The sequence below is a fragment of the Streptomyces violaceus genome, from assembly GCF_036014075.1.
GTDB classification, from domain to species: Bacteria; Actinomycetota; Actinomycetes; order Streptomycetales; family Streptomycetaceae; genus Streptomyces; species Streptomyces violaceus.
In genome coordinates this window covers 3,802,543-3,828,349 of sequence record NZ_CP107911.1, presented here as the reverse complement: position 1 = coordinate 3,828,349, position 25,807 = coordinate 3,802,543, and the positions used below count along the sequence as shown (strand labels likewise).

Genomic DNA, 25,807 nt, shown 5'->3' with positions numbered 1-25,807 from the left:
GCGCATCCGGTCCCGGGGAGCCGGCCGCCAGGCACACTGGACGCGTGCCCCACACCGTGCTGCTCGCCGAAGACGACCGCGCCATCCGCAACGCCCTGGAGCGCGCCCTGACCCTGGAGGGCTACCAGGTCATGGCGGTCGCCGACGGTGTCGAAGCACTGGCGCAGGCCCACCGCAACCGTCCGGACGTGCTCGTCCTGGACGTGATGATGCCGGGCATCGACGGGCTCCAGGTGTGCCGGGTGCTGCGCGCCGAAGGCGACCGGACGCCGGTCCTGATACTGACGGCCCTGGTGGAGACCGCCGACCGGATCGCCGGCCTGGACGCGGGCGCCGACGACTACGTGGTGAAGCCCTTCGACGTGGAGGAGGTCTTCGCCCGGCTGCGCGCGCTGCTGCGCCGCACCAGCCCGGTGGGGGTGGGCGAGCCCCACGGCGGCGCACCGGTCGGCGGCGCACCCGCTGGTGGTACGCCCGCCGGCGGCGCGCCCGTGCCCGAGGCGCCCAGGCAGCTCCCCGAGCGGTTCATCGAGGCCGCCGGCCTCCGCATGGACCCGCAGGCGCGCCGGGCCTGGCGGGGCGCGCGCGAGCTGGAGCTGACCCGCACCGAGTTCGAGCTGCTGGAGCTGCTGGTCCGCAACGCGGGCATCGTCCTCGACCACTCGACGATCTACGACCGTATCTGGGGCTACGACTTCGGCCCCGGCTCGAAGAACCTCGCCGTCTACGTCGGCTATCTGCGCCGCAAGCTCGACGATCCGGACGGGCCGCAGCTGATCCACACGGTGCGGGGCGTGGGTTACGTGCTGCGGGAGGACTGAGTGGGCCGCCTCCGCCGTCTGCTGAGCGGGCGGCGGCCGAAGCTGGTCTCGCTGCGCACGACGTTCGCGGTGTCGTTCGCGGCGGTGACGGCGGCCGTGACGGTCCTGGTCGGCATCCTGTCCTACAGCGCGGCGGCCCGGCTGGTGCGAGTGGACCAGCAGACGGTGTTCGACGAGGTCGTGCAGGACCTGCGGGACGAGGTGCGGGACAACCGGATGACGCCGGGCGACTTCTCCTCCGCCGCGCCGGGCCACGACCTCGTGCGGCCCGCCCGTACCGATGTGCAGGTGCTCGGCCCGGACGGCCGTGTCGTCGACCGGGGCAGCCCGGGACTGCCGGTGACCGGGGCCGATGTGCGGATCGCCGCCGCGGCCTCGTCCGGGCGGGTGGCCGAGCACAAGGACGTCGACGTGGGCGACGACGTCTACCGTGTCGCGACCGTCTCCCTCGGCGGCGGGCGGGGCGCGGTGCAGGTCGCGCAGGAGTTCAGCGACGTCGAGGACCTGCTGCGGGCGCTCCAGCGGCGGACGCTGCTGCTGATGGCCGCCGTCGTGATCGCCGCCGGCCTGTTCGGCTGGTGGCTCGCCCGGCGCATCACGCGGCGCCTGGTGGTCCTGACCGACGCCGCCGAGGACGTGGCCCGGACCCGCCGTCTCGGCATCCAGGTGCCGGTCGCCGGTCATGACGAGGTGGGCCGGCTGGGCCGGGCCTTCGACCGCATGCTGGGCCGGCTCGCGCAGTCCGAGGAGGACCAGCGCCGTCTGGTCCAGGACGCGGGCCATGAGCTGCGGACACCGCTGACCTCGCTGCGGACGAACATCTCGATGCTCCGCCGGATCGACGAACTGCCGCCCGAGACCCGGGAGGAACTGGTCGCCGACCTCGGCCAGGAGGCCCGTGAGCTGACCGACCTGGTCAACGAGCTCGTCGACCTCGCGGCCGGGCAGTCCGACACCGAGCCGCCGCGGCGGGTGGACGTCGCCGGCCTCGCGGAGGAGGTGGCGGGCCTGGCCCGGCGCCGCAGCGGCCGGCGGATCACGCTCCGCGCGAGCGGCGACACCACGACCGACGGGCGGCCCGGGATGCTCACCCGGGCGCTGTCCAACCTCGTCGAGAACGCGGTGAAGTTCGACGAGCGCGGCACGGCTCCCGTCGAGATCGTCGTCGCCGGGCCCGCCCGGCCCGGCGCGATCCGCGTCGAGGTCCTCGACCGCGGCCCCGGCATCACCGACCACGACCTCGCCCGCGTCTTCGACCGCTTCTACCGCGCCGCCGACGCCCGCTCCCTGCCGGGCTCCGGCCTGGGCCTGTCCATCGTCCGCGAGGTGGCCCTCGCGCACGGGGGAGCGCCGTTCGCGTTCCGGCGGGACGGTGGCGGGACGGTGATCGGGTTCACGGTGGGCGGAGGGACAGAGGGCGGCCAGGACGAGGGGTGAGCAGATTTCAGCGCAGCTTGCGATACAGCCGGAACCGCCCGCCGCGGGTGAGCCGCACCCCGGGTGTCCCCGAGAACAGCTCGTGCCCCTCGTCGTGATCGCCGGCCTCGGCGGCCTCCTGGTGGGCCTCGGCGCTGGTCCACTCCGTGTACAGCAGCACCCGGCTGCCGTCGACGCTGTGCAGGAAGTGGGCCGAGATCCCCCCGGGATGGCCGCCTTCGCTCGGCTGGGCCGCGATCACCGCGTCGGTGAACGACCGCTGCCGCTCGGGCCCGTCGACATCGAACGCGGCGGTGATCAGACAGCCCGGGACGCGTGCCTCCTGCTCCTCGGCCAGGCTGCGGTAGAGGTGATAGCGGGGCGGGCCGGCCGGCGGAACTCCGGCGGCGTCGTCCCACCGCGCGAGCGTCAGCACGGTCTCCCCGTCCGTGCTCAGGAACCAGCTGACGTCGGCCAGGCCGGCGGGCGGCGGCTCCAGTGACGCCAACTCGTCGGCCACTAACGCCTGTTGCCGGTCGGGGCTGTCGGCATACCGGGTGCCGATTACCCACGTGCCGGGGGCGGCCAGGTCAGGGAAGAGTACTGAGGGCACGGACGGAACTCCTTCACGCGCGCGGAGGACGGAAGCGGAACCGTGATCGTGCCCGTGGACGGCGGGGAGCGGTCAACTGCTTTTCACCGGCGGTCTACACCGCCAGCCACACCGCCTGATCCGGCCCCAGCCGGCCGTTCTCCAGCGGGCCGCTGGACAGCAGGAGCCCGGAGTGTCCGGGCAGCTCGTACGGCTCGGCGGAGAGGTTGACCACGCACACCAAGCCCGGGTCCCGGGTGAAGGCCAGCACCCCGTCCGGTGTGTCCAGCCAGGTCATCGTGCCGTCGCCGAGGGCGGGATGGTCGCGCCGGACGCGCAGCGCCGCACGGTAGAGCTCCAGCATGGACGCCGGGTCGCCGGTCTGGCTCTCGACGGTGTGCTCGGCCCAGAGCGCGGGCTGCGGCAGCCAGGGCGCGGCCGTGGCGCCGTCGGGGCTGAAGCCGTAGGGAGCCGTGCGCCCGGACCAGGGGATCGGGACGCGGCAGCCGTCGCGGCCCCGTTCGGTGTGGCCGGAGCGTTCCCAGGTCGGGTCCTGGAGGACGTCCTCGGGCAGGTCCTCGACCTCGGGCAGGCCGAGTTCCTCGCCCTGGTAGACGTAGGCGCCGCCGGGCAGGGCGAGCATCAGCAGGGCGGCGGCCCGGGCCCGCCGGGTGCCGAGCTCGAGGTCCAGGGGGCCCTCCGGGCGGTAACTCTCGTTCGCCACCCAGCGCTTGGCGGTACGGCGGCCGTAGCGGCTCGGGTGGCGCGTCACGTCGTGGTTGGAGAGGACCCAGGTGGCCGGTGCGCCGACCGCGCCGAGCATGGTGAGGGAGTCGTCGATGACCCCGCGCAGGTCCTTCGGGTCCCAGCTCGACATGAGGAAGTCGAAGTTGAAGGCCGTGTGCAGACCGTCCCGGCGGACGTACGCCGCCAGCCGCTCAGGCGTGTCGGCCCACGCCTCGGCGACGAAGGAGCGGTCGCCGGGGAACTCGTCGGCCACCTTGCGCCAGGCGCGGTATATCTCGTGCACCTCGTCCCGGTCCCAGTGCGGATGGTCCACGTGCCGCGAGGGCGGCCCGGCGTCCGGGTCCCGGCGGGGCGGCAGGTCGGGCAGCTCCGGGTGCTTGATCAGACCGTGGGCGACATCGATACGGAAGCCGTCCACACCCCGGCCGAACCAGAACCGCAGGACGGACTCGAACTCGGCCCGCACCTCGGGGTGCTGCCAGTTCAGGTCGGGCTGCTCGGGGGCGAACAGGTGCAGATACCATTCCCCGTCCGGCAGCCGGGTCCAGGCCGGGCCGCCGAAGCAGGACACCCAGTCGTTGGGCGGCTGCGCCCCGTCGGCCCCGCGCCCGGGCCGGAAGACGTAGCGCTCGCGTTCCGCGCTGCCCGGTCCGGCCGCCAGGGCCGCCTGGAACCAGGCGTGCTGGTCGGAGGTGTGGTTGGGCACGATGTCGGGGATGACGCGGATCCCGTGCGCGTGCGCTTCCTCGATGAACCGTTCCGCGTCGGCCAGGGTGCCGAACAGCGGGTCGATGGCGCGGAAGTCGGCGACGTCGTAGCCGTGGTCGGCCATGGGCGACTTGTACCAAGGGTTGATCCAGACGGCGTCCACGCCGAGGGACTTGAGGTAGGGCAGGCGGGAGCGGAGCCCGGCGATGTCGCCGACGCCGTCGCCGTTCCCGTCGGCGAAGCTGCGGATGTAGACCTGGTAGATGACGGCACTGCGCCACCAGGGGGCGGTGGAGGACACGGGGCTCCTTCTGATGCGGGTCGGGACTACTTCGCGGCGCCGGCGGTGAGCCCGGCGACGATCCGGCGCTGGAAGAGCAGCACCATGACCACCAGCGGGACCGTGACGAGGACACCGGCGGCCATCTGGCTGCCGAACGGCGTCTCGTAGGTCGTGGCGCCGGTGAACTTGGAGATGGCGACGGTCGCGGTCTGCATGCCGGGCTTGTTGGTCATCGACAGGGCGATGAGGAACTCGTTCCAGGCGGCGATGAACGTGATGATCGCGGTGGTGAAGATGCCCGGCGCGGCCAGCGGCACGATGACCTTGCGGAAGGCCTGGCCGCGGGTGCAGCCGTCGACCATGGCCGCGTGCTCCAGCTCGTCCGGCATCTGGCGGAAGAACGTGGTCAGGTTCCACACGGCCAGCGGCAGCGCGAAGGACATGCTGGGCACGATCATCGACTGGTAGGTGTTGATCCACCCGATGTCCGTGAACAGCTTCAGCAACGGCACCACGATCGAGACGACCGGGAACATCGAGGTGGCGATGATCAGCGTGAGGATCAGCCGCTTGAAGCGGAACTCCAGCCGGGCCATCGCGTAGGCGGTGAACGTGGCGAGCACCAGCGCCGCGGCGGTCGTGATCCCGGCGACGACCAGACTGTTGAGCAGCGCCCGCCCGAACCCCTGCGTGGGGTCGAACACGGCCCGGTAGTTCTCGAAGGACAGCGGGGCCGGAATCAGCGAGGTGTCGAAGATGTCGCCGGTGCGGCGGAGGCTGGAGACCAGCATCCAGTAGAACGGGGCCAGACAGTAGGCCACCACCGCGGCGATCCCCAGATACGGCAGCCACCGCCGCCACTTGACCGTGAGAGTCATGCCGCCACCTCCGTACGACGGCGCCTTCTCCCGCTGTCGCCCCCGATGAGGTCGGCGCCGAGCAGCCGCACGAAGGCGAGCGCGATCAGGAACACGTACAGGAAGAGGATCACCGCGTACGCGGAGGCGGGCCCGAAGCGCACGTTGGCCGCCTCGTTCTGCGCGAGCATCGACAGGGTCTCCACCGAGTGCTTCTGCGCGCCGACGAGGATGTAGGGCAGGTCGAACATCCGCAGCGCGTCCATGCAGCGGAACAGCACCGCCACCAGCAGCGCGGGCTTCACCAGCGGCAGGGTGATGTGCCAGAACTGGCGCGCCGGACGGGCCCCGTCCATACGGGCCGCCTCGTAGACCTCCTTCGGGATCACCTGGAGGCCGGCCAGCACCAGCAGCCCGATGAAGGGCGCGGTCTTCCACACCTCGGCGACGATGACGGCGACCTTGGCGTGGAAACCCTCGGTGGTCCACAGGATCTGCTGCCCGAGCAGCGCGTTGGCGACGCCGTCGCTGTTGAAGATCCACCGCCACAACAGCCCGGAGATGGCCGTCGGCACCGCCCAGGGCACCAGGATCCCGGCCCGCACCAGGGCCCGGCCCCGGAACGCCTTGTGCATGATCAGCGCCATGGCCACCCCGACCACTGTCTCCAGGCCGACCGTGACGACGGTGAAGAACGTGGTGTTCCAGAAGGCGTTGAAGAACCGCGCCCCGGCCTCGCCGAAGATCTCGGCGTAGTTCTGGAGCCCGACGAACGGCTCGCTGTCGCTGATGAATCCGGTCCTCGGGTCCAGCTCCTTCGGCCCGTACAGCGACTCCTTCAGCGCCATGAGCGTCGGGTAGAGCACGACGATCGACAGCACCAGCAGCGTCGGCGAGACCAGCAGCGCGGCCAGCCGCCCGGAACCGGCGGTCGCCCGGCCCGGCTTCGGCGCTCGCCGAGGGCTGCTCTTCTCTTCGGTGCGCGGGTCCGGCGGCGGCTCCGTCCTGGTCATGGCCCCGGCCCTCACCGCGCCACCGCCTTCCGCAGCGCCTTCTGCAGGTCCTTCAGCGCCCGCGCGCTGCTCTTCTCGCCGGTCAGGGCGGCGTACGTCTCCAGCTGGACCGCCGACGTCACATCGCCGTACTGCACCACCCGGGGCCGCGGCACGGCCCGCAGGATGGACTCCTTGAGCACCGGCAGATACGGGTACCGCGCGATCAGCGCCTTGTCGTCGTACAGCGAGGCGTACGGCGGGGCGACCGAGGCCTCCCGGAGGAAGGTCCGGGTGTTCTCCTCGCTGCTCATGAACCTGATGAAGTCCAGGGCCGTCGCCTTGTTCTGGGCGGACGAGGACACGGCCATGTTGTGGCCGCCGAGGCTGGAGGCGCCGGGCCCGTCCAGACCGGGCAGGGGAGCGGTGGCGAACTTGCCCCTGATGCCGCTCTTCTGGGCCAGCGAGTACGCGTACGGCCAGTTGCGCAGGAACACCAGCTTGCCGGACTGGAAGGCCTGACGGCCGTCCTCCTCCAGGTAGGTGATGGCCTTCCTCGGGATCGTCCCGTCCTTGAAGGAACCGGCGAGGAAGTCCAGGCCCTTCCTGGCCTCGGGGGTGTCGACGTCCGGCCTGCCGCCGGCGTCGGTGACGGTGCCGCCCGCGGAGTTCACGGCCTCGGCGAAGTTCACCGTGAGGCCCTCGTACTTCTGGAACTGCCCGGCGTAGCAGGACATGCTCTTCGCCTCGGGCAGCTTCTTCACCTTGGCGCAGGCGGCGGTCATCTGCGCCCAGGTCGTGGGGGGTTCGGCGACACCCGCCTTCTTCAGCAGGTCGGTGCGGTAGTAGAGCAGGCCGCCGTCCGAGCTGCCCGGCACCGCGTACAGACCGCCGCGGTACCGGGAGGTCTCCACCACCGGCTTCAGCATTTTCCCCAGCGGGAACCGCTTCTCGGGCAGCCGGTCGATCCACCGGTGGGCGGCGAACTCCGAGGTCCACACGGCGTCGAGGGACAGCACCGTGTAGGCGTCGGACTTCGTCTCCGCGTTCTGGATCATCTGCTGGCGTTGCGCGTCCGGGTCCGTCGGCAGCTGGATGAAGGTGACCTTCTCCTTCGGGTGCGCCTTGTTCCAGCGGTCGAGCATCGGCTGGACGGTGCCCGTGGTGTCCTTGCCGGCCACGTATGTGATGGGCCCGCGCCCTTCGAACGACGGTGGCCCGGCCTGCCCGGAGCCGCTGCCGCAGGCGGTGAGGAGAAGCCCGGTGGCGGCGAGCGCGGTGGCTCTGGTGGTGGTTCTGGTCGTCATGTCTCTCCTGGTCGCGCGGAAACCGGGGTCATGGCTGCTGAGACTGCGTTGCCACGGAATAAATGAAGGAAATATGCAGGTCAGAACGCTGCTGATGAGCCTTGCGGAAGTCTCTTCGGGGCTACTGGGACAACGCTTGCAAGCTAGGGGCGGGTTTTGCCGAAGTCAATGCGTTACGCGGGGGTAATCGACTGATCGCTCTGGCTTCACTCCCGGGAAAGCGCTGTCACAATCAGAGGCGGGGGAGCGAATCCCTGTGCTAACGTCCGGCGCATGCCTCCAGCTCAGCGGCACCCCACGATGGCCGACGTCGCCGAACGGGCCGGGGTCTCCACCTCCACCGTCTCGCGCACGCTGCGCGGCCTGTCCACGGTGTCGCCGGAGGTGCGCGCCCGGGTGGAGAAGGCCGCGCGCGAACTGAACTTCGCCGTGTCACGGCAGGCCGCAAGCCTTGTCACGGGCCGGACCGGGACGGTCGCTGTGATGGTCCCGACGCTCGACTCGTGGTTCATGGGAGCCGCCCTGTCCAGCCTGGCCCCGCTGCTGCGGGCGGCGGGCCTGCAGCTGAACGTCTACGAGATCCCGGACCTGGCCGAGCGCACGGATTTCTTCGAACACCTTCCGGCGCGCCGCAACGCCGACGCGCTCCTGGTCTTCTCCTTCGACCTCACCGACGAGGAGACGGCCCGGCTGGACGACCTCGGCATGCCGGTGATCTACGTCAGCCAGCACGTCGAAGGCCGCCCGAGCGTCTACGTCGACGACGTGGCCGGCGCGCTGCACGGCACCCGGCACCTGCTCAACCTCGGCCACCGCCGGATCGCCTTCGTCCAGACCCAGGGCGCGAGCGGCTTCACCTTCAGCTCCAACGAACGCCTGCTGGGCTACCAGCAGGCGCTCACCGAGGCGGGTGTCCCGCTCGACGGCGACCTGGTGGTCTCCACCCGGGTCGGCGACAAGCGCGCCGCCGCCGAGGTGCTCGGCACGCTGCTGAGCCTGCGCGAGCCGCCGACCGCCGTCTTCGCCGAGCAGGACGAGGTCGCCGTCGCCCTCATCTGGAACCTGCGCAGGACGCAGATCGCCGTGCCCGAGCGCATCTCCGTCCTCGGCTTCGACGACCAGCCGCTGGCGGACTGGTTCGACCTGTCCACGGTCGCCCAGTCACCGTCGGACATGGGGCGCCAGGCCGGCGAACTGGCACTGAAGCTCATCGACGACGCCGAGGGGGAACACGGCCGGCATCTGGTCCTGCCGACCCATGTGATCCCCCGTTCCACGACGGCACCGGTGGTGGCCCCCCCGGCTGATCAGTCCTTGAGCGAGTAGGACCGCATCCCTCCACAGACCTCTCCCATCCACACCCGGGAACCTTCGCGATCATGAACCGTCGGAGGTGCGCCCCTACACTGAGCTGCGTTTTCAAGATGAACGGAGCACGACATGCGTCGCCTGGCCACCGCTTTCGTGGCAGTCAGCGTCCTCGCACTCGCCGGATGCGCGCAGGACTTCGACAAGGGCCCGGAGGGCAAGGTCACCGAGAAGGTCAAGGACGGGAAGAAGTTCTACCTGGTCGTTGATCCCTCCAAGGCCGGTGACGAGACGAAGTTCAGGGTCAGCAAGTACGACTACCACGACTGCAATCGGGGCTCGAAGTACCCCAAGTGCGTCGAGGGCTGAGCCGCGCCCGCTAGAGAGCCGGTCGGGCGACCACGTTGATGTTGAACGTGTGAGAGCCCAGCCCGCCCGCGATGCCCATGAAGAGCAGGGCGAAGTGCTCCTGTCCGCGTGCGGTGCGGATACCGCCGATGTCGAGCTGGGACGACGGCGGCCAGCCGAGGTCGGTGAGCAGCCGGCCCGTGGTCCCCTTCGCCTCGGCGTCGTCGCCGGAGAGGAAGACGGTGCTAGGGCCGTCCAGGTCGCCCGGCGCGATCATCACCGTGGAGTCCATGGTGCACAGCGTCTTCACGACGGGGGTCAGGGGGAACGCGTCCTGGATCCGTTCCCCAAGGCTGCTGTTGGGGTGTGAGAGCTCGACGAAGTCGTCGGAGAGGCCCACCCCGACATCGATCAGCGGGATGCCGGCCAGCGCCGGGGCTCCGATCGAGTGCAGCAGCTCGACGGAGACGGTCCCCGGGGTGGCGTTGACCAGTACCTCCGCGTGAGCGGCCGCTTCGCTCAGACTCCCCACGGGGTGCCCGAGGTCTGTCCGCTCCCCGGGGTGGCGGGAGCCGAGGAGGACGTCATGCCCCGCGGCGCTCCAGCCGTGGGCGAGTGCTCGGGCGACGTTGCCGGTGCCAAGTAGTCCTAGACGCATGCTCGGACGCTAGCCCCTGCCGGGACCACGGCGAATCGGGCCTCGGGCCCGGGTGAACCGGCACGAAAGACCTAGGCCGGTGGGCGCCCACCCGGGATTTTCACGTCCGTTGCCGCCCTACCGCGCCGTGGGCGGGTGCCCGGCCTCTCCGTCCCCGGGCAGGTCCTCGCGCAGCCGCGGTCGCCGGTCGGCGGCCTTCCGGTACCAGGCGCCGTACCGCTTCGCGAGGACCACGGCCGACATACCGTGCAGAAGGATGCTGAGCGCGACGGTGACCGCGATCACCCGGCCGAGGAGCTGGACGCCCGGGACGTGTTCCTCCACCAGGAGCAGCCCGAAGACGACGGAGGCGAGGCCGCGCGGCCCGAACCACCCGATGTAGGCGACGGTGGGAAGGGCCAGGCCGGTCCTGGCCAGGGAGAGGGCGACCGGCAGCATCCGGACCACGGTGAGGCTCAGCACGGCATAGACGATGATCCGCCAGTCGAGGTCATCCAGCGTCGGCCCGAGCAGGACGGCACCGAAGACCAGGAAGCTCAACGAGGCGAGAAGGCCGGCGAGATGCCCGGAGAGACCGGCGGTGTCGTCGACGGCGGCCGGTGCCCGCGCCGGGGACTTGGCCGACGCTTCAGCCGGTGCCTTTGCCGGTGCCTCAGCCGGTGCTTCCGCCGGTCCGCTCCGCCGCAGGGAGACACCGAAGGCGAAGCCGGCCACCCAGGCCGCGATGAAGCCGCTCCCCTCGAAGGCGACGGCCGGTGCGTACGCGCCCGCGGCCACGGCCAGGACGAAGGCCTGCCGCCAGTCACCGGTGATCCAGCCCCTCGCGCGCGACCGGCGCAACAGCCACCCGCCGAGCCCTCCCACGGCCAGGCCCCATGCGGTACTGAGCACGAGCGCCCGCCAGAAGACTCCGGCGGCTCCCTCCTCCGAGGCCATGGTTCCGGGCAGAGCCGCGAGGAAGAGCACGAAGAAGGGCAGCGCCATACCGTCGTTGAGGCCGGATTCGACATTCAGGCCGCCGCGCACCAGCGGGGGGACACGCCGGTCGGAGACCGCCGTCTTGCCGAGAGCGGCGTCGGTCGGCGCGAGAACGGCACCGAGCAGGGCCAGTTCCCACAGGGTCAGCCCCGGCAGCAGGGGCCACGCCAGCAGCCAGCCCGCCCCGATGGTCAACGGCAGACCGATCCCCAGAAGGCGGCCGGGGAGGAATCCGCCCAGGCGCAGATCCCTTGGCCGTACGGACATCGCGTCGGTGAACAGGACCAGCGTCAGGGCGGCTTCGACCAGGGTGAGCACGGCGCCCGAGTCGTGCTTCAGGTCGAGCAGACCGAGCCCGATCGGGCCGATGGCGATCCCGCAGCCCGTGAACACCATCGGCGCCGACACGACGGTCGTGGCCAGCCGCCGGGAGAAGAGGGCGTACCCCGCCGTCACGGCGGCCACCGCCGCCCCCGCCCACACGCTGCCGCTCACCGCGTCCATGCCGCCGTGTCATCGCGAACGCGGTGGAATCGTGTCGTCCGTGTCGAGGCCCCGGTACGTACGAAGCCGTTTGTCACCACTTTGTCAACTTTATCGAGGGCGGGTGAAGGGCGCATTGCCGGCGCCAACGGCCGCCAGGGCGCAAAGCGGCAGGTCACGGCGTTTCCGGGAGCGTGCCGGGCAGCCGACGCGGCGAAGAAAGGATCGCCATGCACAAGCAGCTCGGCGGGCCGCCCGTGTCGCAGCACTACTGCGGCCTCAGCAACGTCGGCGCGTGGAACTCCCCGAGACCCGTGATCCGGTCCCGGTCCAGCCAGTAGCGGCGCGGCTCCGCGAGCATGACGGCCACGCTGACGGCGGTGACGCCGGGGATCCTCGCCAACTCGCCGTCGATGAAGCGGGCCAGGGCGGAGCGGTCGGCGACCAGGCCGGTGGCGAGTACGGACAGGTCGCTGGCGACATGCGCGGCGAGGCGGGTCTGGGGGAGCAGGTCGATGCGGCGCATGACCTCGGAGGTCTCGCCGGGGTCGACGCGCAGCCGCAGCATGAACGGGGTCTGGAAGCCGAGCCACTCCGACACGATCTCCAGGCGGGGCTTGACCCAGCGCTCGTCCAGGACCCGGCGTACGACGCGGTGCGCGGTGGACGTGGCCAGGTCCGAGGCCCGGGCGATGCTCGCGGCGGAGGCGCGGCCGTCCCGCAGCAGCAGGGCGACGACCGCGCGCTCGGACTCGCTCAGCGGCCTGTCGGGGGGCGTCGCCGTCGCGGTGCCTTCCGGCTGCGTGCCGGTCAGCTCCAGCAGACCGGCACGCTCGGTGCCGGTGAGGAACTGCGGGTCCCAGGTGATGCCCCGGCGCAGCGTGCTGAGCGCGGGCAGGGCGTTGACACGGCGGACGCCGGGGATCGAGAACATCCGGTCGATCGCTTCGCTCGTGGCCGCCTCCGAGGGGGCGTGGACGACGGCGTAGAGGGGGTAGTCGCCGGAGATCTGCGCCAGGAGCTGGAGGTGGGGGAGGTCACGCAGCCGGTCCAGGACGGCCAGGGGGGTTTCGCCGGTAATGTCCAGAAAAACGTGGACCGGCATCGCCGTGGAATGCATGCCCCAGTCGGCCTGCCCGATCACGCGGACCATCCGGGCCTCGTGCAGCCGGTCGAAGCGGCGCTTCAGTGTGCCGGCGTCGGCGGACAGGATTCCGCCGATGTCGTCCCAGGTGGCCCGGGGGGCCAAGTGCAGCGCCCCGATCAGGCGCCGGTCGAGCTCGTCGAGGAGAGGGCGCGTCATGGGGTCCCACCTTAGACCGCGAATGCCTGCCGATTAATCCCACTGTTACACGCAGGGGATAGAGAATATCCCACTTCGCTGTCATGGTTTGCGGGAACGTCCCCCACGCGTTACCTCGAAACCTCCCCCCATGCGCGAAGAGGTACCCATGAGCACCACCTCCACCGAGCCCCAGCCCACCGAGCCTCCGTCGAGAGCCCTGCGTGCCGCGTTCCGCGCCTTCGCGGCGATCGAGAAGGTCGGCAACAAGCTGCCCAACCCCTTCTGGCTGTTCTGGATCCTCGCCGGGGTCGTGATCGTCCTCAGTGCGATCCTGGCGGCGACCGGTGTCAGCACCGTGCACCCCGGAACGCACGACACCATCGAGGTGCGGAGCCTGCTCAGCAAGGCGGGTCTGACGACGATGGTCGAGGGGGCCGTCGACAACTTCGCGACCTTCCCGCCGCTGGCCACCATCCTCATCGTGGGCTTCGGCATCGCGGTCGCCGAGGCCAGCGGCCTGTTCACGACCCTGTTGCGCCGCATGGTCGCGCGCGTGCCGGGCAAGTACCTCACCTTCGCGCTGTCGATGACGGCGATGGTCGCCCATGTCGCCGGTGACGCCGCGTACGTCACGCTCATCCCGCTCGGCGCGCTCATCTTCCGCGCGGCCGGCCGCAGCCCCGTCCTCGGCTGCGTCGTCGCCTACGTCTCGATCTCCGCCGGCTACGACGCCTCACCGGCGATCACCACCACCGACACCCTGCTGTCGTCGATCTCCACGGCCGCGGCCCACACCATCGACCCGGACCACGTCGTCACCCCGGTCGCGAACTACTTCTTCGGCCTCGCCTCGTCCGTCCTGGTCGCCCTGGTCATCACGGTCGTCGTCGAGAAGGTCATCGCCAGGCGCTCGGACCTGGACCCCGACGAGCCGGTCAAGGCGCTGACCGTCGAGGAGCTGAAGGCGGTCGAGGTCACCCCGGAGCAGCGCCGCGCCCTGCGCCGGACCGGCGTGGCCGCGCTCGTCTTCGTCGCGGTGGTCGCGGTCGCCATGGTCCCGGCCGACTCCCCGCTGCGCGGCGAGCACGGCTCCCTGGTCGAGTCCCCGGTGATCACCGGCATGTCGGTCGTGCTGTTCCTGTTCTTCTCCCTGCTCGGCTGGGTCTACGGGCGCGCTGCCGGGACCTTCCGCACCGCGAACGACATCGTCGACGCGCTGGTCGAGGGTGCCCGCAGCTACGCCCCGATCCTCGTGCTGTTCTTCGCGATCTCCCAGTTCCTCGCCTACTTCAAGTGGACGAACATCGGCGACGTCATCGCCATCGAGGGCGCCGAGACGCTGAAGGGCATGCACCTCAGCGGCTGGACCGTGCTGGTCGGCATCGCCGTACTGATCACCTTCATGAACCTGGTCATCACCAGCGGCTCCGCCCTGTGGGCGCTGGCCGCTCCGGTGCTCATCCCGATGCTGATGCTCATCGGCATCGAGCCGGCGACCACTCAGGCCGTCTACCGCGTCGCCGACTCGGTCACCAACTGCGTGACCCCGATGAGCCCCTACTTCGCCATGTGCCTCGGCTTCATCCAGCAGCACAAGAAGTCCGCCGGCATCGGCACGCTGGCCTCCTTCACCATCCCGATCGCCGCCGTCGTCTGGATCGTCTGGGTCGCCTTCTTCGTGGCCTGGTACCTGCTCGGCATCCCGTTCGGCGTCGGCTGACCCGACCCTTCAGCAGCCCATACGACACCGTCGTACGAGACGTGCGACAGACACGAGAAAGCCGGTCATGACCACATCGTCACCCGCACCCGCCGCCGTCACCGCCCGCGCACAGGAGGTCTCGGCGGAGATCGTCACCGACATCCTCGCCCTCGTCCGTCAGGAGACCGGAAGCTACGACCTGCCGGGACTGGCGGCGGGCCTGGACCTCCTGCGCGAGCTGGCCGTCCACAGGCTGGGGAAGCCCGACCGCGAGCAGCGGTACGACGGCGGCGAGTGCGGTGACACCCTCACCCTGACCTACCACGGCACCGGACCCGGGCACGTCGCCCTCGTCGGCCACTACGACACCGTGTGGCCGGCCGGCACGCTCGCCGGATGGGAGCAGCCGCCGGCCGGCCCCGACGGCCGGGGGAAGCTCAGCGGGCCGGGCATCTTCGACATGAAGACCGGCCTGGCCCAGGGCATCTGGGCCCTGAAGCTGGCCCGCGAGACCGGAACGCCCCTGCCCACCGTCACCTTCCTCTTCAACGGCGACGAGGAGATCGGTTCCCTCTCCTCCCGCCCGGTGATCGAGGAGACCGCCCGGAAGGTCGACGCCACGCTGGTCCTGGAGCCCACCGCCCACGGCGTGGTCAAGACCGCCCGCAAGGGCTCCGGGATCTTCAAGGTCACGGCCACCGGGGTCGAGGCGCACGCCGGGCTGGCGCCGCAGGACGGGGCGAGCGCGATCACCGCGCTGTCCGAGTTCGTCCTCGCCGCGGCGAGGATCGCCCGCCCCGAGCAGGGCACGACCATCAACACCGGACTGATCAGCGGCGGTTCGGCCACCAACGTCGTCGCCGGTCAGGCCACCGCCTGCGTCGACATCCGGATCAGCAGCGAGGCCGAACAGGACCGCGTGGACGCCGAGTTCGCCGCCATCGAGGTCAGTGACCCCCGCGTACGCATCGAGGTCGACCACGCCTGGAACCGGCCGCCCATGACCCTGAACGCCGCCTCCGCCCCGCTTCTCGCCCTCGCCCGCGAAGTCGCCCGCGCGCAGGGCCGCGCCGACCTTCCCACCGCCGCCGTCGGAGGTGCCAGCGACGCCAACTTCGTCGCGGCCCTCGGCCTGCCGGTCCTGTGCGGCATGGGCGCGATCGGCGACGGTGCCCACGCCCAGGGCGAGTTCATCCACCCCGACACGGTGCCCGCCCAGACGGCCCTGGTCGCCGGCCTGCTGGCCCGGCTGACGGAGCCGTTGCGCGGCTGAACACGGCGGGCGGGGGTAGTCGGGTCCGGCACAAGGTTTCCTCGTACGGAAGTGATGCCCGCCCCATGGCCGAGACACGAGACGTCGTCGAACTCATTCTCCAGGACCACAGAAGAATGGAGGACCTCTTCCATCTGATGCGCAGTGTCGAGGCCGACCGGGCAGCCGCCCTGCGGGAGTTCGCCGATCTGCTGATCGCGCACGCGCTGGCGGAAGAGTCGAAGGTGTACCCCGCCCTCAAGCGCTACAAGAAGATCGATGACGACGAACTGGAGCACGGCGAGGAGGAGCACGAGGAGGGCAACGAGGCGCTTCTCGAGCTTCTGGAGGTCGGCGAGGTCGGCTCCGCGGAATGGGACGAGAAGCTGGAAGAGCTGGTGAAGGCCATCACCCACCACACCGATGAGGAAGAGCGCACCATCCTCAACGGAGCACGCGAGAACGTCGCCACGGACCGTCGGGAGGAACTGGGCGGGGCGTTCCTGGAGGAACGGGAACGCCAGCTGAAGAAGGGTTGCGGCGCTGTGGACAACGTGCGCCGTATCGTCCGCTCCTGACCGCATCGCGCCGCCGCGCAGATCAGGAGGTCCCGCGCGCAGGCGCACCAGTTCACGGATTCTTGAAGGATTGGGGCGACGCAACCGTCGCCTGCCGGACCGGAACGAGGCCGCGTGCGTCGCGGACCCGCGCGCCACCGCAGGCCATGTCGGCGTCCGTCCACCGTCCCGGTCCGGCAGGCGCACGGATCTTGCGCCTGCCGTGCCTGTACCGCTCGCTCAGATCTTGGTCTTCTCGCGGACCCAGGTGCCGATCTGCGCGATGGCGGCGTCGGTCTCCGGAACCCGGCCGGCACCGTAGACGTAGGAGTGCTGGCCTCCGGGGACCACGACGGTCGCCGTGTCGATTCCGGCGTCCTTGACGCGGGCGGCGAACTCCTCGTCCTCGCCGGCCAGGACCTCGTACGTTCCCCAGGAGACCAGGGTCGGGGGCAGGCCGCTCAGGTCCGCCCGGTTCAGGTTGATCCTGGTGTCGGTGAACTCGATGCCTGTGCCGCCGATCCAGGCATCCCGGAAGAACTCCAGCAGTTCCTTGCTGAGTATCTTGTCCGTTTCGGCGTTGGTCGTGATGGTCTCGTTGGCGATCTCGAGGTCGCACCAGGGGGAGATCGACACGATGGCGCCGGGCAGGGGCTGCTGCTGGTCGCGGAGGCGAAGCGCCAGGGCGACGGCGATGAATCCGCCGATCGAGTGGCCGATCGTGATGATGTTCCCCGGTGCATACCCTTCGGACAGCAGCCAGTTGAAGGCCGCCTCCGCGTCGTCCACCTGAGCCGGGTACTTGTGTTCCGGTGCCCGCCGGAAGTCCAGGACCAGTACGGGAGCCCCGGCGGCCTTGGCGATATGGCCGGCGAGCTTTCGGTCGACGTGTGCGGACGCCAGCACGGAGCCCCCGGCGTGTGTGTGCAGCAGGACGTAGCCGGTGTTGGCGTCGACCGGTTCGCACCAGATGCCCAGCACGCCACCCGCGTCCACCTCCCGATAGGTGACGCCCTCCGGCTCCCGGGCCGCGAGATGGACCTGCTCCGCCTGGATACGCGCCGCATCCAACTCGGACGGGGGAGTCTGGCCTGTGGCCAGCCATTCCGCGAAGCGGATCGCTTCCGGGCTCAGTTCGACAGCAGCGTGCTCAGACATCTGGTACCTCCATGGGGCCATGTGGCATACCGGCCCGCCAGGACCGGTATCGCCGGGGTTGGTCAGGCGGTGTGGGTGGGGTGGTCGGCATCCAGCAGCGCGAGGGCGTTGCGCATGCCCTGTTCGAGGAGCTGGTCGGCGAGTTGCCGGTCGGTCAGGGCGCGGGAGAGCTGCAGCGTCCCGGCCAGCATGCCGAGGAGGCTGAGTGCTCTCAGACGCGCCGACGGCGGATCGTGGGGTGCCAGGCGGGCGGCGAAGTCGTCGATGAGGACCAGCGCGCCGTCGGTGTAGGCCTGCCTGGTGGGATCCGTGGCGCGGGCGATCTCGTCGAGCAGGGCGGCGTTGGGGCAGCCGTCCTCGATGCTGTCGCGCTGCTCGGGGGAGAAGTACCAGCGCACGATCTGCTCGAGGCCGGCACGGCCGGGCGCCGCCTGCGCGACGAGGTTCGCGTGCTGGGCGCGCATCTGGTCGGCGACCGCGGTGGCGACGAGTTCGTCCTTGGACGCGAAGTAGGCGTAGAAGGTGCCGTTGGTCAGCCCCGCGTCCTTCATGAGCGTGGAAATCCCCGAGCCGTCGATGCCGTCCCGCTTGAGCCGGCGACCGGCGGTCGCGATGATCCGCTGCCTCGTCTCCCGCTTGTGTTCTTTCGGGTACCGCACGATGTGTTTCTCCACTGGTCAAGTCACCGGGGTGTCAGGTGGGCAGGCGGTTGTTCTTGCGGATCTGCTTGTCGAACACTCCGGCGGGGACGAGGCGGCGCGCCGTGGTGACGCGTGAGGCCAGCGGGCCGGCGGTGTAGCGCAGCCTCGGCTTCCTGTCGGTGGCCGCGGTGACGATCACCTTGGCGACGACGGCGGGGTCGTCGCCGTCCCTCATCGCGTCCGCGATCACCTCGTCGAAGACGCGCCGTCGCTCCGCGTACAGAGGCAGCGGGGTGTCGGGCTGCGCGGCGTTGGTGTCGAAGCTGGTCTTGGTGTAGGCGGGCTGGACGAGGAGGACCCGGACGCCGTGTTCGCGGACCTCGTGGTCCAGTGACTCGGAGTAGCCCTCGATGGCGTGCTTCGACGCGACGTAGAGGGCCATGAAGGGCTGGGGGGCGACCCCGAGGACGGACGAGATGTTGATGACGCGTCCGCCACCCTGGGCGCGCATGTGCGGCAGGACGGCCTTCGTCAGCCGGATGACGCCGAGGACGTTGATGTTCAGGAGGTTCTGGGCCTGGGTGACGGAGTTCTCCTCGACGGCGCCCGCCGAGCCGATGCCCGCGTTGTTGACCAGGACGTCGATGCGTCCGAACCGGTCGATCACCTCTCTGACCGCGGCGGTGGCCGACTCGTCGCTGCCGACGTCGAGATCGAGGTACGTCACACCGGCGGGCGGGGTGAGTCCGGAGGTCTTGCGGCCGGTTCCGATCACCTCGAAACCCGCCGCGACGAAGGCGCGGGCCGTCTCCTTGCCGATTCCCGATGAGGCACCTGTCACGAGCGCCACCGGCCGAGTTGTCGCCATCACGGACTCCCTTGCTTTTGAATTACGTTCGTATGCCTTACGTTCATACGACCATACGGGGATGGCTGATCGATGGCAAGTGGTCACGTCCGAAAGACGAGCGGCTTGAGCTGGCGTGAGCCGTGTAGCGGGCGGCGGCGGTGTATCCGGCGGGGCCGGAACCGGTGACGATGACCTCGCGGATGCCGGTGCCCTACACGGACGTCACGCCTCCCGCTTGGCGTCGATCTCGGCGATCAGGGCCTCGATGCGGGTCTTGATCTCGTCGCGGATGGGACGGACGGCCTCGACGCCCTTGCCGGCCGGGTCTTCCAGGGCCCAGTCGAGGTACTTCTTGCCGGGGAAGACCGGGCAGGCGTCGCCGCATCCCATGGTGATGACGTAGTCGGACGCCTGGACGGCCTCGGTGGTGAGGATCTTCGGCTCGGCGTCGGCGATGTCGACGCCGACCTCCCTCATGGCCTCGACGGCGGACGGGTTGACCTGGTCGCCCGGGATGGAGCCGGCGGAGCGGACCTCGATCCGGTCGCCCGCGAGATGGGAGAGGAATCCGGCAGCCATCTGCGAGCGTCCGGCGTTGTGGACGCAGACGAACAGCACGGAGGCGAGCGGGCTGGAGGACATCGTTCTTCCTTCGTCAGTGCACACGGGGTTCTTGCGGGTGGTGCGGGTTATGGCCAGGTGCTCGGCCGGCGCGACCAGGTGGGTGCGCATGCGGCGTGCTCGGCGAGGCGCTCATCAGGCAGGACAGGAGGCGGGGATGCGGTCACGGGAACCCCCTTCGGGGCGTCGGGATGCGGATCCCAGACATCAGCCCCGGCTGGTATCAGCTCGGAGTGATGTGACAGTATCAGCCCATGCTGACGTCAGTCGACACTGATCTGATCCGGGTTCTGGCCGACCCGCTCAGGCTCCACATCGTGACCCTGCTCGCCGAAGAGACGCTGTGCACCACCCACCTGGTGGAGGAGACCGGTGCCCGGCAGACCAACCTCTCCAACCACCTGAAGGTGCTGCGCGAGGCCGGCGTCGTCGAGACCGAGCCGTGCGGCCGGTACACGTACTACAGGCTGCGCCCGGACGTCATCGCCCGCCTCGCCGGCCGGTTCGCCGATCTGGCCGAGTCCGCACGCCATGCCGCCGACAACAAGAGGGCCTGCCCGTGACCCGCACCGAAGCGTCCGCGACCGCCGAAGAGCCCTCGGTCGTCGCGAAGCTGTCGACGCTCGACCGTTTCCTCGCCGTGTGGATCCTGCTCGCCATGGCCGTCGGCCTCGGCCTGGGCCGCGCCATCCCCGGCCTCAACGACGCCCTCGCCAAGGTCGAGATCGGCGGCATCTCCCTGCCGATCGCCATCGGCCTGCTGATCATGATGTACCCGGTGCTGGCCAAGGTCCGCTACGACAAGCTCGACGCCGTCACCGGCGACAAGAGGCTCATGGCCTCGTCGCTGGTCATCAACTGGCTCGTCGGCCCGGCGGTCATGTTCGCCCTGGCCTGGATCTTCCTGCCGGACCTGCCCGAGTACCGCACCGGCCTGATCATCGTCGGCCTCGCCCGCTGCATCGCCATGGTCATCATCTGGAACGACCTCGCCTGCGGCGACCGCGAAGCCGCCGCCGTACTCGTGGCACTGAACTCGGTCTTCCAGGTCCTGGCGTTCGGTCTGCTCGGCTGGTTCTACCTCGACCTGCTGCCCGGCTGGCTGGGCCTGGGCAACGGCGAACACCTCGACATCTCCATGTGGAAGATCGCGGCGAACGTCGTCATCTTCCTCGGCATCCCGCTGCTCGCCGGCTTCCTCACCCGCCGCATCGGCGAACAGAAGCTGGGCCGCGAGAAGTACGAGTCGGGCTTCCTGCCGAAGATCGGCCCGTGGGCGCTGTACGGCCTGCTCTTCACGATCGTCATCCTCTTTGCCCTGCAGGGGAAGACCATCACCTCGCAGCCGCTGGACGTCGCCCGTATCGCGCTTCCGCTGCTGGTGTACTTCGCCGTCATGTGGTTCGGCACGTTCGCCCTCGGCAAGGTCATCGGCCTGGCCTACGACCGCACCGCGACCCTCGCCTTCACGGCGGCCGGCAACAACTTCGAGCTGGCCATCGCGGTCGCCATCGCCACCTTCGGCGTCACCTCGGGGCAGGCCCTGTCTGGCGTGGTCGGCCCGCTGATCGAGGTCCCGGTGCTGGTGGCTCTGGTGTACGTCTCCCTGGCCTGGCGGCGGAAGTTCAGCACCGGTCGGCGGCTGACGGCGGCACCGCAGGAGAGCTGACTCACTACCTGGACCGCACCGGCACCGGCACGGGCACCGGTGCGCAGGTCACCGCCGGCCTCGCCTACGGCACCGGGCAGGTCCTTGAGACGGCCTCGCCCGGGATTCCGGCAGCGGGTCAGGCCGCGGCCGGCGCGATGGTCAGCAGCTTGCCCATCGCGGCCAGCACGGACGGCTCGACGCGGTAGTAGACCCAGGTGCCGCGCCGCTCGGAGGTCAGCAGCCCGGCATCCTTCAGCTTCTTCAGGTGGTGGGAGACGGTCGGCTGGGAGACGCCGACATCGGAGATGTCGCACACGCACGCCTCGCCGCCCTCGTGCGAGGCCACCGCCGAGAACAGTCGCAGCCGCACCGGGTCGCCCAGGGCCTTGAACATCCGCGCGGCCGTTTCGGCCTCCTCGGCGGTGAACGGGCGCTCGGTCAGCGGTGGACAGCACGGCGCCACGGTCTCGGGAACCTCGGGTTCCAGCAGCGGCAGCACCTTCGTATTCGACATGCATCTATGTTGACATACGTCGAACCAAACGGGCCAGGTCGCCGGATGGACTCGGAGTGCGAGGCAGGCGCCGATCCGAACCGTGGAGTTCCCCGCACCCGCCAGTACGACGCGCTGCCCGGTGAACGAACGTCTCGGGCGGCCGGCCCGGACCTGCCCGCCTCGATCGCCACGACGCCGACGCGCTCCGCGGGGTGCCCTCAATTCGACGTCTGTCTATGTTGACGGTCATCGAATCAGGTGCAATGCTGACAGCGCAAGCCATCGACGAATGTCGAAGCAAAGGGGAATCTCGTGGCCGTGTCCATCAACAGCGTGCCCACCACCGACCAGCTGCCCGTCGTGGTCATCGGAGCAGGTCCGGTCGGCCTGGCCGCAGCGTCCCACCTCGTCGAGCGCGGCATCGAACCGCTGGTCCTGGAAGCCGGACCGTCGGCCGGCACCGCCGTACGCGACTGGGCGCATGTGCGGCTGTTCTCCCCCTGGTCGGAGATCACCGACCCGGCCGCCGAGAAGCTGCTCGCCCCGACCGGCTGGACCCGCCCCGACGGCTCCGCCTACCCGACCGGCGGTGACTGGGCCGAGCGGTACCTGCAGCCCCTCGCCGACGTCCTCGGCGACAAGGTTCGCTACGGCGCCACCGTGGCCGGCGTCGCCCGCGCCGGACGCGACCGCATCGTCGACTCAGGCCGTGACGAGCAGCCCTTCACCGTGCACATCGCGCTGGCCGACGGCCGCGAGGAACGGATCAGCGCCCGCGCGGTCATCGACGCCTCCGGTACGTGGTCCACCCCCGGCCCGCTGGGCGCCGACGGCCTGGCCGCCCTCGGTGAGAAGTCCGCCACCAGCCGCATCTCCTACCGTGTACCCGACCTGGGCGATCCGGCCGTACGCGCCCGGTACGCGGGCAAGCGCACCGCCGTGGTCGGCTCCGGTGCCTCCGCCTTCACGGCCCTCGCCGGTCTCGGCGACCTGGCCGAGGACGAGCCGGGCACCCACGCGGTGTGGATCCTGCGCCGCGGTATCACCGGCTCCACCTTCGGCGGCGGCGAGGCCGACCAGTTGCCCGCCCGCGGCGCCCTGGGCCTGCGCGCCAAGGCCGCCGTCGAAGCCGGCCACGCGAGCGCGGCCACCGGATTCCGTACACAGGCTGTGGAGCGCGACGGCGATCGGCTCGTCCTCGTGGACGAGGACGGCCGCCGCCTCGACCCGGTCGACGAGGTCATCGTCCTGACCGGCCTCCGCCCGGACCTGTCCTTCCTCTCCGAGATCCGCCTCGGCCTCGACGACCGCCTCCAGGCCCCGACCGCACTCGCTCCGCTCATCGACCCCAACGTCCACTCCTGCGGCACCGTCTACCCGCACGGCGTGAACGAGCTCTCCCACCCCGAACAGGGCATCTACCTGGCCGGCATGAAGAGCTACGGCCGCGCTCCGACGTTCCTCGCTATGACCGGCTACGAGCAGGTCCGCTCCATCACCGCCGCCCTCGCCGGCGACCACGAGGCCGCCGAGCGCGTCGAGCTGACCCTCCCGGAGACCGGCGTGTGCGGCGGCGCGGGCCTGTTCGAAGAGCCGGAGAACGCCGAGCAGGGCGCCGGTGGATGTTGCTCCGCGCCGAGCACCCTCCAGATCGGCATCGACACCCCGGCCACCAGCCCCGGCGGCTGCTGAACACCTTCCCTCGAGCTCGTCCTCATCGAGTGGCGAGAGCTCGTCCTCATCGAGGGGCGAGCCGGTTGCCCCTGCGCCCCTGATCGCGCCACACCGCTCAGTGGCTGCCGGTGAGTTCGCCGCTGAGGCTTTCGTGGATCCGGGCGCTGGGCTCGTTCAGCCCGATGATCTCGACGGTCTTCCCGCGCTGGACGTACTTGGTCTCGATGGCGTCCAGAGCCGCGACGGAGGAGGCGTCCCAGACATGGGCGGCGGACAGGTCGATGACGACCTTGTCGGCGTCGGTGGCGTAGTCGAACCGGCCGACCAGGTCGTTGGAGGAGGCGAAGAACAACTCGCCCGTCACCCGGTAGACGACCGCGCCGCTGTCGGGGTCGGTGACGGCGGTGACCTCGGCGAGGTGGGCGACCCGCTTGGCGAAGACGACCATCGCGGTGATGGAGCCGACGACGACACCGATGGCGAGGTTGTGGGTGGCGACCACGCAGGCGACGGTGACCACCATGACGGTGATCTCCCCGGCCGGCATCCGCTTGAGCGTCCTCGGCGCGATGGAGTGCCAGTCGAAGGTCGCGACCGACACCATGACCATCACCGCCACCAGGGCGGCCATGGGGATGTCGGAGACGATCGGGCCGAAGGCGATGCACAGCACCATCAGGAACGCGCCGGCGAGGAAGGTCGACAGGCGGGTACGGGCACCGGAGACCCGTACGTTGATCATCGTCTGGCCGATCATGGCGCAGCCGCCCATGCCGCCGAAGAACCCGGTGACGATGTTGGCAACGCCCTGCCCGATGGACTCGCGGGTCTTGCTCGAGTGGGTGTCGGTGATGTCGTCGACCAGCTTGGCGGTCATCAGCGACTCCATCAGGCCGACCAGAGCCATGGCGAGCGCGTACGGCGCGACGGTCGTCAGGGTGTCCAGGGTGAACGGCACGTCAGGCAGCCCCGGTACGGGGAGGGAGGACGGCAGCTCCCCGGTGTCACCCACGGTCGGCACCGCGATCCCGGCCGCGACCGTGATGACGGTCAGGATCACGATCGACACCAGCGGAGCCGGGATCACGGTGGTGACCTTCGGGAAGAACACCATCAGCGCCAGCCCGGCCGCCATCAGCGGATAGACCGGCCAGGGCGAGTCCCTTATCTCCGGCACCTGCGCCATGAAGATGAGGATGGCGAGGGAGTTGACGAAGCCGACCATCACGCTGCGTGGCACGAACCGCATCAGCTTCGCGACGCCGAGCGCGCCGAGGAGAATCTGGAAGACGCCGGCCAGGATCACGGCGGCGACGAGATGGCCGAAGCCGTGCTCGCGATTCAGCGGGGCGATCACGAGGGCGACGGCGCCGGTGGCGGCGGAGATCATGGCCGGCCGGCCGCCGACGATGGCGATGGTCACGGCCATCGTGAACGAGGCGAACAGGCCGATCGCGGGGTCGACCCCGGCGATGATGGAGAAGGAGATCGCCTCCGGGATCAGCGCCAGGGCGACCACGAGCCCGCCCAGCACCTCGGTGCGCCAGACCTTCGGATCACGCAGCCAGTCGGGTTTGAGGGAGCGCAGCCGCGCGGCGGGAGACAGTACGGAGGAAGACAAGGAAACAGCTACCTGTCGTGCTCGGGCACGCCCCCGGGCAGGACGAGGCGTGCGGAAGACGGCGCGGAAGGCCAGGCGGGCACCCCGCGAGCGGCCCGCTGACGGGCCGGAAGTCTCAGGACAGAGCTGAAGGAACGCGACCGGATTCGCGTCGGGGCTCTGCTCAGGTGCGTAGGGTCACGGCGGCCAGACGGCGGCGCCGGGCACCACGGACTCGCGCACGCGTCTCTCCTGCAACCTGGAAGATCTTCGCCGGGGGCGGCATCGGCCCCGACACGGCAACGGCCGGACCCCACGGCCCGCACCGCAGGCAACTCTACCCTAACGTTAGAGTAGAGACCGGCGGGGATGCTTCGGACGAGGTCAGGGCAGGGACGTGGACGGCAAGCACATGCAGATCGGCGAGGTCGCCGCGCGGACCGAGCTGTCCCTGCGCACCATCCGGCACTACGAGGAGACCAAGCTCGTCACCCCCTCGGCCCGCTCCCAGGGCGGCTTCCGCCTCTACACCGAGCGGGACGTCGAGCGGCTGATGGTCATCCGCCGGATGAAGCCACTCGGATTCACGCTGGACGAGATGCGCGACCTGCTCGCGGCGACCGACCGCCTTGACTCCGGTGACGAACTGCTCGACTCGGAGCGGGAGGAACTCCTGGAGCGGCTGAGCGGTTTCGAACAGGCCGCGCGGCGGCGTGTGGAGGACCTGCGCACCCAGCTGGAGCGCGCCGAGGACTTCGCCGCGACACTGCGCGACCGCCTCGACAGCGCACGCGAGCCGGGTTCTGCCACAGCACGCTGACA

The 25,807-nt window shown here is 70.3% G+C and carries 25 protein-coding genes; 11 read left to right on the top strand and 14 right to left on the bottom strand.

Annotated elements, in window-relative coordinates:
* Window positions 1-44: 44 nt before the first annotated feature.
* Both OG542_RS17160 and OG542_RS17155 read left to right on the top strand, forming a co-directional pair.
* On the top strand, window positions 45-821 hold the full coding sequence (locus OG542_RS17160; RefSeq protein ID WP_328411861.1) for a response regulator transcription factor: 777 nt from the start codon (window positions 45-47) through the stop codon (window positions 819-821).
* Window positions 822-2,258, top strand: coding sequence for a HAMP domain-containing sensor histidine kinase (locus OG542_RS17155; RefSeq protein WP_311127136.1), 1,437 nt, complete (start codon window positions 822-824; stop codon window positions 2,256-2,258). It begins immediately after the preceding gene.
* A gap of 7 nt (window positions 2,259-2,265) precedes the next feature.
* Here OG542_RS17155 and OG542_RS17150 read toward each other — a convergent pair whose 3' ends face one another.
* From OG542_RS17150 to OG542_RS17130, 5 genes are all read right to left on the bottom strand, one after another.
* Complete coding sequence (locus OG542_RS17150; protein ID WP_328411858.1) at window positions 2,266-2,850, bottom strand: antibiotic biosynthesis monooxygenase; 585 nt, start codon at window positions 2,848-2,850, stop codon at window positions 2,266-2,268.
* A 94-nt stretch (window positions 2,851-2,944) separates the two neighbouring features.
* Entirely contained in the window at window positions 2,945-4,585 is a 1,641-nt protein-coding gene (locus OG542_RS17145) for a glycoside hydrolase family 13 protein (protein WP_328411856.1), read from the bottom strand.
* A 26-nt stretch (window positions 4,586-4,611) separates the two neighbouring features.
* Complete coding sequence (locus tag OG542_RS17140; RefSeq protein WP_328411854.1) at window positions 4,612-5,445, bottom strand: carbohydrate ABC transporter permease; 834 nt, start codon at window positions 5,443-5,445, stop codon at window positions 4,612-4,614.
* Window positions 5,442-6,437: a carbohydrate ABC transporter permease gene (locus tag OG542_RS17135; RefSeq protein ID WP_328411852.1), complete on the bottom strand. Its 996-nt coding sequence runs from the start codon at window positions 6,435-6,437 to the stop codon at window positions 5,442-5,444. Before OG542_RS17135 ends, OG542_RS17140 begins: the two co-directional genes overlap by 4 nt.
* Before the next feature lie 11 nt (window positions 6,438-6,448).
* Complete coding sequence (locus OG542_RS17130; RefSeq protein ID WP_328411850.1) at window positions 6,449-7,723, bottom strand: ABC transporter substrate-binding protein; 1,275 nt, start codon at window positions 7,721-7,723, stop codon at window positions 6,449-6,451.
* 300 nt (window positions 7,724-8,023) lie between these two features.
* Between OG542_RS17130 and OG542_RS17125 the strand changes: the two genes are divergently transcribed.
* Complete coding sequence (locus OG542_RS17125; RefSeq protein WP_328417958.1) at window positions 8,024-9,049, top strand: LacI family DNA-binding transcriptional regulator; 1,026 nt, start codon at window positions 8,024-8,026, stop codon at window positions 9,047-9,049.
* Between the two features lie 114 nt (window positions 9,050-9,163).
* Complete coding sequence (locus OG542_RS17120) at window positions 9,164-9,400, top strand: hypothetical protein (protein ID WP_193482541.1); 237 nt, start codon at window positions 9,164-9,166, stop codon at window positions 9,398-9,400.
* Window positions 9,401-9,410: 10 nt separating this feature from the next.
* Here the strand turns inward: OG542_RS17120 and OG542_RS17115 are convergent, their stop codons facing one another.
* The 3 genes from OG542_RS17115 to OG542_RS17105 form a co-directional block, all read right to left on the bottom strand.
* Window positions 9,411-10,037 (bottom strand): NADPH-dependent F420 reductase, encoded by a 627-nt coding sequence (locus tag OG542_RS17115; protein WP_328411848.1) that lies wholly within the window; start codon window positions 10,035-10,037, stop codon window positions 9,411-9,413.
* Window positions 10,038-10,154: 117 nt separating this feature from the next.
* The gene (locus OG542_RS17110; RefSeq protein WP_328411846.1) at window positions 10,155-11,519 is read right to left on the bottom strand and encodes a cation:proton antiporter; all 1,365 of its coding nucleotides are present in this window, start codon (window positions 11,517-11,519) and stop codon (window positions 10,155-10,157) included.
* Window positions 11,520-11,766: 247 nt separating this feature from the next.
* Window positions 11,767-12,801 (bottom strand): Lrp/AsnC family transcriptional regulator, encoded by a 1,035-nt coding sequence (locus OG542_RS17105; RefSeq protein ID WP_328411844.1) that lies wholly within the window; start codon window positions 12,799-12,801, stop codon window positions 11,767-11,769.
* A 148-nt stretch (window positions 12,802-12,949) separates the two neighbouring features.
* Between OG542_RS17105 and OG542_RS17100 the strand changes: the two genes are divergently transcribed.
* From OG542_RS17100 to OG542_RS17090, 3 genes are all read left to right on the top strand, one after another.
* Entirely contained in the window at window positions 12,950-14,503 is a 1,554-nt protein-coding gene (locus OG542_RS17100; RefSeq protein ID WP_328411842.1) for an AbgT family transporter, read from the top strand.
* 67 nt (window positions 14,504-14,570) lie between these two features.
* Window positions 14,571-15,758 carry a M20 family metallopeptidase gene (locus tag OG542_RS17095; protein WP_328411840.1) on the top strand — a complete coding sequence of 396 codons (1,188 nt, stop codon included), beginning with the start codon at window positions 14,571-14,573 and terminating at the stop codon, window positions 15,756-15,758.
* Window positions 15,759-15,823: 65 nt separating this feature from the next.
* On the top strand, window positions 15,824-16,315 hold the full coding sequence (locus OG542_RS17090; RefSeq protein WP_328411838.1) for a hemerythrin domain-containing protein: 492 nt from the start codon (window positions 15,824-15,826) through the stop codon (window positions 16,313-16,315).
* Window positions 16,316-16,534: 219 nt separating this feature from the next.
* Here OG542_RS17090 and OG542_RS17085 read toward each other — a convergent pair whose 3' ends face one another.
* The 4 genes from OG542_RS17085 to OG542_RS17070 form a co-directional block, all read right to left on the bottom strand.
* A complete protein-coding gene (locus OG542_RS17085; RefSeq protein ID WP_328411836.1) occupies window positions 16,535-17,452 on the bottom strand; it encodes an alpha/beta hydrolase in 918 nt (305 codons plus the stop codon).
* Between the two features lie 62 nt (window positions 17,453-17,514).
* Window positions 17,515-18,114, bottom strand: coding sequence for a TetR/AcrR family transcriptional regulator (locus OG542_RS17080; protein WP_328417956.1), 600 nt, complete (start codon window positions 18,112-18,114; stop codon window positions 17,515-17,517).
* A gap of 31 nt (window positions 18,115-18,145) precedes the next feature.
* A complete protein-coding gene (locus tag OG542_RS17075) occupies window positions 18,146-18,961 on the bottom strand; it encodes an oxidoreductase (RefSeq protein WP_328411834.1) in 816 nt (271 codons plus the stop codon).
* A 204-nt stretch (window positions 18,962-19,165) separates the two neighbouring features.
* Entirely contained in the window at window positions 19,166-19,585 is a 420-nt protein-coding gene (locus tag OG542_RS17070; RefSeq protein ID WP_328411832.1) for an arsenate reductase ArsC, read from the bottom strand.
* A 233-nt stretch (window positions 19,586-19,818) separates the two neighbouring features.
* On the opposite strand from OG542_RS17070, the gene OG542_RS17065 reads away from it, so the two are divergent.
* Window positions 19,819-20,127, top strand: a complete 309-nt coding sequence (locus tag OG542_RS17065; protein ID WP_328411830.1) for an ArsR/SmtB family transcription factor — start codon at window positions 19,819-19,821, stop codon at window positions 20,125-20,127.
* Window positions 20,124-21,233, top strand: coding sequence for an ACR3 family arsenite efflux transporter (arsB, locus tag OG542_RS17060; protein ID WP_328411828.1), 1,110 nt, complete (start codon window positions 20,124-20,126; stop codon window positions 21,231-21,233). Before OG542_RS17065 ends, arsB begins: the two co-directional genes overlap by 4 nt.
* A 118-nt stretch (window positions 21,234-21,351) precedes the next feature.
* On the opposite strand, the gene OG542_RS17055 is transcribed toward arsB, so the two are convergent.
* Complete coding sequence (locus OG542_RS17055) at window positions 21,352-21,729, bottom strand: ArsR/SmtB family transcription factor (RefSeq protein ID WP_328411826.1); 378 nt, start codon at window positions 21,727-21,729, stop codon at window positions 21,352-21,354.
* Window positions 21,730-22,029: 300 nt separating this feature from the next.
* Here OG542_RS17055 and OG542_RS17050 point away from each other — a divergent pair, with 300 nt between their 5' ends.
* A complete protein-coding gene (locus OG542_RS17050) occupies window positions 22,030-23,403 on the top strand; it encodes an FAD-dependent oxidoreductase (protein WP_328417954.1) in 1,374 nt (457 codons plus the stop codon).
* 97 nt (window positions 23,404-23,500) lie between these two features.
* Here OG542_RS17050 and OG542_RS17045 read toward each other — a convergent pair whose 3' ends face one another.
* On the bottom strand, window positions 23,501-25,006 hold the full coding sequence (locus OG542_RS17045) for a SulP family inorganic anion transporter (RefSeq protein WP_328411824.1): 1,506 nt from the start codon (window positions 25,004-25,006) through the stop codon (window positions 23,501-23,503).
* 376 nt (window positions 25,007-25,382) lie between these two features.
* Here OG542_RS17045 and OG542_RS17040 point away from each other — a divergent pair, with 376 nt between their 5' ends.
* Window positions 25,383-25,805, top strand: a complete 423-nt coding sequence (locus OG542_RS17040; RefSeq protein ID WP_328411822.1) for a MerR family transcriptional regulator — start codon at window positions 25,383-25,385, stop codon at window positions 25,803-25,805.
* Window positions 25,806-25,807: the final 2 nt, after the last annotated feature.